The organism is Phormidium pseudopriestleyi FRX01, assembly GCF_017313335.1.
Classification (GTDB): domain Bacteria; phylum Cyanobacteriota; class Cyanobacteriia; order Cyanobacteriales; family Laspinemataceae; genus Laspinema; species Laspinema pseudopriestleyi.
Genome location: NZ_JAFLQW010000152.1, coordinates 1 through 6,998, shown reverse-complemented (window position 1 = coordinate 6,998; position 6,998 = coordinate 1). Strand labels below are relative to the sequence as shown.

Annotated in this window: 7 protein-coding genes and 1 tRNA gene; 3 read left to right on the top strand and 5 right to left on the bottom strand. The window is 48.1% G+C overall.

Annotation, left to right across the window (positions count from 1 at the left end; all coding sequences use genetic code 11):
* Positions 1-406 precede the first annotated feature (406 nt).
* Positions 407-1,462, bottom strand: a complete 1,056-nt coding sequence (locus J0895_RS05700; protein WP_207087148.1) for a C39 family peptidase — start codon at positions 1,460-1,462, stop codon at positions 407-409.
* A 280-nt stretch (positions 1,463-1,742) separates the two neighbouring features.
* Between J0895_RS05700 and J0895_RS05695 the strand changes: the two genes are divergently transcribed.
* Positions 1,743-2,948, top strand: a complete 1,206-nt coding sequence (locus J0895_RS05695) for an NAD(P)/FAD-dependent oxidoreductase (protein WP_207087147.1) — start codon at positions 1,743-1,745, stop codon at positions 2,946-2,948.
* A 9-nt stretch (positions 2,949-2,957) separates the two neighbouring features.
* Positions 2,958-3,605 carry an HAD-IA family hydrolase gene (locus J0895_RS05690; RefSeq protein ID WP_207087146.1) on the top strand — a complete coding sequence of 216 codons (648 nt, stop codon included), beginning with the start codon at positions 2,958-2,960 and terminating at the stop codon, positions 3,603-3,605.
* 6 nt (positions 3,606-3,611) lie between these two features.
* Here J0895_RS05690 and J0895_RS05685 read toward each other — a convergent pair whose 3' ends face one another.
* From J0895_RS05685 to J0895_RS05670, 4 genes are all read right to left on the bottom strand, one after another.
* Positions 3,612-4,022 (bottom strand): DUF4278 domain-containing protein, encoded by a 411-nt coding sequence (locus tag J0895_RS05685; RefSeq protein WP_207087145.1) that lies wholly within the window; start codon positions 4,020-4,022, stop codon positions 3,612-3,614.
* A gap of 280 nt (positions 4,023-4,302) precedes the next feature.
* Positions 4,303-5,241, bottom strand: coding sequence for an ADP-ribosylglycohydrolase family protein (locus J0895_RS05680; protein WP_207087144.1), 939 nt, complete (start codon positions 5,239-5,241; stop codon positions 4,303-4,305).
* A gap of 101 nt (positions 5,242-5,342) precedes the next feature.
* Positions 5,343-5,804 (bottom strand): hypothetical protein, encoded by a 462-nt coding sequence (locus tag J0895_RS05675; protein ID WP_207087143.1) that lies wholly within the window; start codon positions 5,802-5,804, stop codon positions 5,343-5,345.
* Positions 5,805-5,974: 170 nt separating this feature from the next.
* Positions 5,975-6,048, bottom strand: a tRNA-Pro gene (locus J0895_RS05670).
* Between the two features lie 168 nt (positions 6,049-6,216).
* Between J0895_RS05670 and lipA the strand changes: the two genes are divergently transcribed.
* Positions 6,217-6,998: lipoyl synthase (gene lipA, locus J0895_RS05665; protein ID WP_207087142.1), on the top strand; the 782-nt coding region annotated here is incomplete at its 3' end.

The window sequence follows — 6,998 nt, the reverse complement described above, 5'->3', positions numbered from 1 at the left end:
TAATTTTAAAGCAGAGGATGCCTTCAAGCACGTTCGAGAGCCAGTTTTTCCTGATCCGGTTGGTAAAAGTCGGTTTTCGCTTTGACGCCGCGCTTCTCGGGCTTCGTCCGCAAACGCCCCACCGTTGACGGGTGCGGGTTTTTATTTTGACAACCGAATTCCGTATAAAATTAAAAAATTAGCCCATTGAGACTGATGATAACCCAGATGAAATCAACAGATACACTGAAAAATTGCCTGATAGAAATAGCCTCTCAATTTTAAAAAAACCAACGCCAGTTATGAATCAAATTTACTATAAATTGCTGCAAGTCTGGCCGGTTATTCATTAAAATATTAACCATAAAAAAAACACGGAAATCTTTGATTCCGTGTTTGAAGTTTCATCCGATGTAAAAGAGTTGGCTTAACGATTAATGTAGTGAACCCAAAACTGTCCATCGGGAATACAAGTGCGGCGGATTAAGTTGTAGGAGTAGTGCAGATAGGCACCGTTTCTATCATTTCGATAACCCGTCGGGAACCATTCGCCATAAGGGTCATGAACGATAAATCCGTTGGCGTCAAAACCGACTAAGACAATAATGTGACCAAAGCTAGTGAAATAACCATGAATGACGCAGGGATTGCCACCGCGTAGGTGGTTTTGACAGCGTTCGATGGTTCCCCAGTAGGTAAAGTCATCTTTACGTTTATAGTCTCGGACAACACGGGCTAAATGTTCAGGGTTATGGCGGGAATATCCGCGATCTAGACACCAACGATATAACTCATCTTCCATTTGGCGATAGCGACTGTCGTAGCGGGGAACGCCTAGATATTCCAAACACATGGCGATCGATGTAACATTACAAGCGCCGCTGGGATTGTAATAGTTATCCAACTGAGACTTAAAAGGCACATTTAATCGCACCGATGCAGCCGGTTGCTGAGGTTGAGTCAGGGTGCGGTTTCCTTCAATCAGTTGAACGTGTTGTTCAAAGGCATACCAGACTCGATTGCCCCGAATCGCTTCTTGTAAGGTCACGCGATAATGACCGCGATGGCCCGGCTCATAATTAGCTAACGTAAAACTTTGACCCGCTTCTACACTAAATATCTCATTGGCTGTGAGTACAGAAGATTGCAGGGGTAAAGTTTTTAAAATTGTTTTGGTGATGGTTTGTATGGAAATTCTGGGGACCGATAAAGTTTGAGCCTGAACATTCATCAGGGCTGCAATGGTTTTTGGACCGAGAGCTTCTTGTTCTTCTTCAATCCCGTTAAGGTCCTGAAAGCGTTGATAAGCGGCGTTGGTCAGTTCCCCAAAAACACCATCAACGGGAGGAATGAGTAATTCCAATTCAGTTAATCGCTGCTGAATCTCATTCGTTAAAACTTGATTATTCGCCACTTCTGAGAGGGGGCAAATCTTGTCAATGTCCAGAAAAATGGAATTAGGCTTGTCGTTAGTTACGGTCATAATTAAAGAGTGGATGGGCAAATTAAGGGTACAAAGACGCTGGCAATTGGTTCTAGCGCCTATAATTTTATTGCGGAGAAAATATCGGTTGCTCCGGAAATTGAAGACAACCTGCTCCATGATTTAACCCCCGGGGGACAAAAGACCGAGGAAAGGGCTAGACTCATGCCGCAAGACGTGATTCTCATGGTTTCAATTCCCTCCGGTTGCCCCACGCTGGCCTATCCCCCTGCTATCGTGGAAAAGACTATCTTGTTAACCCACGCGATCGCCCACTTTTATGACAGAAAAAGCAAAAATTTGTATCCTCGGCGGCGGATTTGGCGGTCTGTATGCCGCTTTGCGCTTGAGCGAGTTACCCTGGAACCCGCCAGAAACCCCCGAGATTGTTTTGATTGATAACAACGATCGCTTTTTGTTCTCCCCCCTTCTCTACGAGTTGCTCACTGGTGAATTGCAATCCTGGGAAATTGCACCACCGTTTTCGGAACTGTTGGCAAATACCCGAGTGCGCTTCCATCAAGGCACCGTGTCTGACATCAACCTCGAAAACAGACAGGTCCATTTAGAGGATGGGATGGAATTCACTTACGATCGCGCAATCTTGGCCCTCGGTGGAGAAACTCCCTTAGATTTAGTCCCCGGATGTGCCGACTATGCCTTCCCCTTCCGCACCATTGCTGATGCCTATCGTCTGGAAGAACGATTGCGCCTCTTAGAAGCGTCCGACAAAGATAAAATCCGCATCGCGGTTGTCGGTGGCGGATATTCCGGGGTGGAATTGGCTTGTAAACTGGCCGATCGCCTCCAAAACCGAGGTCGTCTGCGCCTGGTTGAAAAGGGGACAGAAATTCTGCAAACCTCCACCGAATTTAACCGTGAGGCAGCACTAAAAGCCCTAGAAGAACGGGGAATTTGGATTGATTTAGAAACCACCACGGAAGAAATTACCCCCGACACTATTTCCTTGTTATATCGAGGACAAGTAGACCCGATTCCCGTGGATTTGGTGATTTGGACCGTCGGAACCCAAGTAGCTTCTGTGGTAAAATCTCTCCCCGTCAAGCATACTGAACGGGGTCAAATTGAAGTGACGCGGACCTTACAGGCGATCAACCATCCGGAACTATTGGCGATCGGGGACCTCGCCTATAGTCTTGATGCCAACGGACAACCTGTCCCCACAACAGCACAATCGGCCATGCAGCAAGCTGATTATGCCGCATGGAATATCTGGGCCTCCCTGAGCGATCGCCCCCTTCTCCCCTTTGAATATCAAGGATTAGGAGAAATGATGACCTTGGGTATCGATAATGCCACCTTAACCGGATTGGGCGTCAAATTGGATGGTCAAATGGCCCACCTATTGCGGCGTTTGGCCTATCTGTATCGGATGCCCACATTTGACCATCAGCTTAAAGTCGGCTTAAATTGGATTACTCAGCCTGTGCGTGAGTTTTTCTCTCAATCCGGTTTACCCCGTTAACCTAACCTGATGTCGCAACCTTCGGTGATTTTTTTCGATGCCGCCGGTACCCTTTTCGGAGTGCGTGGCAGTGTCGGTGCAGCTTACGGAAATTTTGCCCGTCGCTTTGGGGTAGAGGTTGACGATCGCCTGTTAAATCAGGCATTTTTCGACAGTTTTGCCGCCACAGAACAGGCGGCATTTCCAGGAGTCCCGCAAACTGAGATTCCTCTCCTGGAATTTCAGTGGTGGGTGGCGATCGCCTCGGATACCTTCAAACGCGCCGGTGTCTTCCACCAGTTTGCCGATTTTTCAGCTTTCTTTAAGCCCCTGTACGATTACTTTGCCACCGCTGACCCTTGGTTTGTCTATCCGGATGTCCGCCCTACCCTCGAATCCTTGCACGCTCAAGGCATTCAACTGGGCATTTTGTCAAATTTTGACTCGCGACTCTACTCCGTCCTAGAGGCATTGAATTTGGCCCAATTCTTTGAGTCCGTCACCATTTCTACCGTCGTGGGGGCCGCAAAACCAAACCCGCCGATTTTTGCGGCGGGTTTAGAAAAACATGGCTGTGTCGCGTCAGACGCATGGCACATTGGCGATAGCTATCGTGATGATTATCAAGGGGCGATCGCCGCTGGGTTGCGCGGAATCTGGCTGCGGCGCAACCCCTAGAGAGGCTTAATAAGGATAGCAGGTGAGCTGTTGCGACTCCTGTTGTAGCTGTTCCATCAAGTCTTCATTCCCCCGCATCCGGGCTGCTTGCATCCGGCGTTCTAAACTCCGACAAATGTTATTACGGTGCAGTTTGGCAACCTCTTCCATCACCTTGTTCGCCGGTTGAGCATCCATGAGGGTCCTCACCTGCTGAGGCTTGGGGGTTACTTGTGGCACTGGGGTAGTGACACCTTCCCCAGAATTATAGTGAGCCCCCCGATAGGTTAACTCCGGTAGAGTCGCTGGGACAGGAATATGCCGGGGATAGCGCACTTGCCAATCATTCCCCCGATATTTCCCACCAATTTCTCCCTCCATCAGATTAAAGCTCTGGGGTTCCGAATCGTAGCCAATTCCGCGATAAGTTAGTTTCATATCTTTGTTCCTGTTCTAAATTAAGTGGCTTTACTAAAGTTGGGAGAGGGACCGCTTTTTTGCCTTTCCCTCTATTTCTGTATTATATTTTACCGTTCTGATGAAATAGGGGCTTTTTAATAAAACTTAACAATTCGATATATATTCTGATGGATGGACCTCTCCCTAGTCTAGAGGCAAGAAACCCTTGATCCCTGACCCCACCGAAACAAAAGGGCCACCGGAGTAAGTTTAAAAGGGAAGCGCCAGAAACGAATTTAGTCGTTTCCGGGCATTAACTTCATAGACTAATCCTAGACTCTGCCATCTCAAACAACCGATCGCTCAAAGACATAATTAAGTCTGCATAAGCTAACCGTTGCCGCCATCGTTCCGGAATGCCCAATTCTCCATAAAAAGCCCCGGAAATCTGCCCATAAATTGCCCCGGTTGTATCTGCATCATCCCCTAAATTAACCGCTAATAAACAGCCTTCTTCAAACGATTGACTGTGATAAAAAGCCCATAATGCAGCTTCTAAAGACTTAACCACATAACCCGTCCCTTGAATTTCTGGCGGTTGGCGAGTTTTGAAAGAACCCGCCGCAATTTCAGCAATTTCTGGAACGAGGGGATGTTTTTGCCAATATCCGGGAACTGGACTGTAATGAGAAGACAGTAATTCTGCCTGACTGCAACCCTGGATTGCACCAATAATTAATCCGGCAAAATACCGGCAAGCATCGACTGCGGTAGCTGCACCGTGGGTGGTGCGTGAACTGTCTTTTGAAGTGGCGATCGCCACATCAGGATGATTCCCATAAAATAGGGGAACAGGTGCTAACCGCATCAGAGAACCATTCCCTGCACTCCTGGGATCTGTCGCCCCACAATAGGGTTGTTTCGTCTCTTGAAATCGCCCTAGGGCTTGTTGCACCGTATTTCCAATATCAAAACACTCTCCGGTACTGCTGAGGTAGCCCGTTTGCTCCCATTGTAAATATTTTTCTAATTGGTTAACCGGATCAAACCCCTGTTTTTCAATCAGACTTTCTGCTAAACATAAAGCCATTGAAGTATCATCGGTCCATTCTCCGGGTTTGAGATGAAAAATTCCCCCGCCTACCATATCGGTGATGGGGGTAAAGGTCCCCGGTTTCTTAAATTCTAAGGTAGTTCCTACCGCATCACCCACGGCTAAACCGAGAAGACATCCACGATATCGAGCGATTTTTTCCATTGGAATTATGAGGGTTAAGTCTGGAAAAACTTTCACCTTTGAGGATTCGGGTCTCCCGTCAAAATTTAGCGCCAGAATTCTCAAGGGTGGGGTTTAGAAACCTAGAGGGATAAGTCTCGCAAATAGTAAAAGCGATCGCTACGCCAATCGCTTGCCTTAATTCGGCCTAAATATCCCGTGAGGGGAGACGAAAGTTCGATTAAAATTTCGTGCATTTCTTTTAAGGGAATAAAATGGTGGGGATAGGAACTCACATATAAAGCATGGATTGCTTCTACCCCAGCGAGTTCTAAGCGGGCATTTTCTAAGTGTCGTTTAACCAGTTTGATAATACGCGATCGCAACTCAATGGATTCTTTGACTTTATCGATATAACTATTGACTTTATCATCGGCCCATCCATAGGGGTCTTGCCGCAAACACTGTTTTAATTTAAGCAAGTCCACAGACCCTTGATATTTAGATTGCAAATGAACTAGACTTTGCAAGGTTTCGGGCCGGATGACATTCATCTGATTCTCAATAGCCACGTTCAGCGCATCCACAGTTAACTCTCTCATCATCCTGACAACAAAAAGGCGCTTTGTCAGAATTATCTCGACCGAAAGAATTTTAGAATGGCGATCGCCCTAAAAAAAGAGTTGCCGACGATCTGAAGCGATCGCCGACAACCGAAAAGGCCGTTAACACTGGATGGGTTAACCTGCCCAGATAGAATTTCCATAACCCAAAATCGGGATGACTGGATTCGAACCAGCGGCCCCTTCGTCCCGAACGAAGTGCGCTACCAAGCTGCGCCACATCCCGTAATTTATGACCATTTACCAGTCTATGTCCTCATAGCCAGAATTGTCAAGTAGTTTCTGGCAGATGATTGCTTCAAGGGTTAGCGAGGGCGATCGCACCAGCGAGCGAGTTGTGCGCTAGGCCGGTATGATAAGAGTGAAGTCTTTAAAAAAATTTTAGGGCGTAAGCGTGAGTGTAAAACCAGATTGGCTGCGGGTCAAAGCCCCGCAATGGGAGCGCGTCGGCAACGTTAAGGAAATATTGCGGGATTTAGCCCTCAATACCGTCTGTGAAGAGGCATCCTGTCCCAATATCGGAGAGTGCTTTCACAACGGGACGGCGACTTTCCTGATTATGGGGCCAGCCTGTACCCGTGCCTGCCCCTACTGCGATATTGATTTTGAGAAAAAGCCCCAAGCCTTAGACCCCACAGAACCCGTGCGGTTAGCGGAGGCAGTGCGACGAATGCGGCTGAATCATGTAGTGATTACCTCGGTGAATCGGGATGATTTGCCCGATGGCGGTGCGGACCAATTCCGGCGCTGTATCGAGGAAGTTCGGGCCGCTTCCCCCGGCACCACCATCGAAGTGTTAATCCCAGACCTCTGTGGGAATTGGCAAGCCCTAGAGGTGATTTTGCAAGCCGAACCGGAAGTGCTTAATCACAATACCGAAACCGTGCCGCGCCTGTATCGTCGAGTGCGTCCCCAAGGCAACTATGAGCGCAGTTTGGAATTATTGCGGCGATCGCGCCAACTGGCACCGGGGTTGTACACCAAATCGGGCATCATGCTCGGACTCGGGGAAACCGATGAAGAAATTCAACAGGTGCTGCAAGATTTACGCGCTGTGGAGTGCGACATTTTAACCCTGGGACAATATCTGCAACCGACCCCGAAACATCTGCCTGTGGTGAATTGGGTGACGCCCGAGCAATTTACCGCATGGCAGCAGCTTGGGGAGTCGTGGGG

Coding starts and splice junctions, on each gene's coding strand:
- J0895_RS05700 (WP_207087148.1), bottom strand. CDS start 1,462: ATGACCGTAACTAACGACAAGCCTAATTCCATTTTTCTGGACATTGAC.
- J0895_RS05695 (WP_207087147.1), top strand. CDS start 1,743: ATGACAGAAAAAGCAAAAATTTGTATCCTCGGCGGCGGATTTGGCGGT.
- J0895_RS05690 (WP_207087146.1), top strand. CDS start 2,958: ATGTCGCAACCTTCGGTGATTTTTTTCGATGCCGCCGGTACCCTTTTC.
- J0895_RS05685 (WP_207087145.1), bottom strand. CDS start 4,022: ATGAAACTAACTTATCGCGGAATTGGCTACGATTCGGAACCCCAGAGC.
- J0895_RS05680 (WP_207087144.1), bottom strand. CDS start 5,241: ATGGAAAAAATCGCTCGATATCGTGGATGTCTTCTCGGTTTAGCCGTG.
- J0895_RS05675 (WP_207087143.1), bottom strand. CDS start 5,804: ATGATGAGAGAGTTAACTGTGGATGCGCTGAACGTGGCTATTGAGAAT.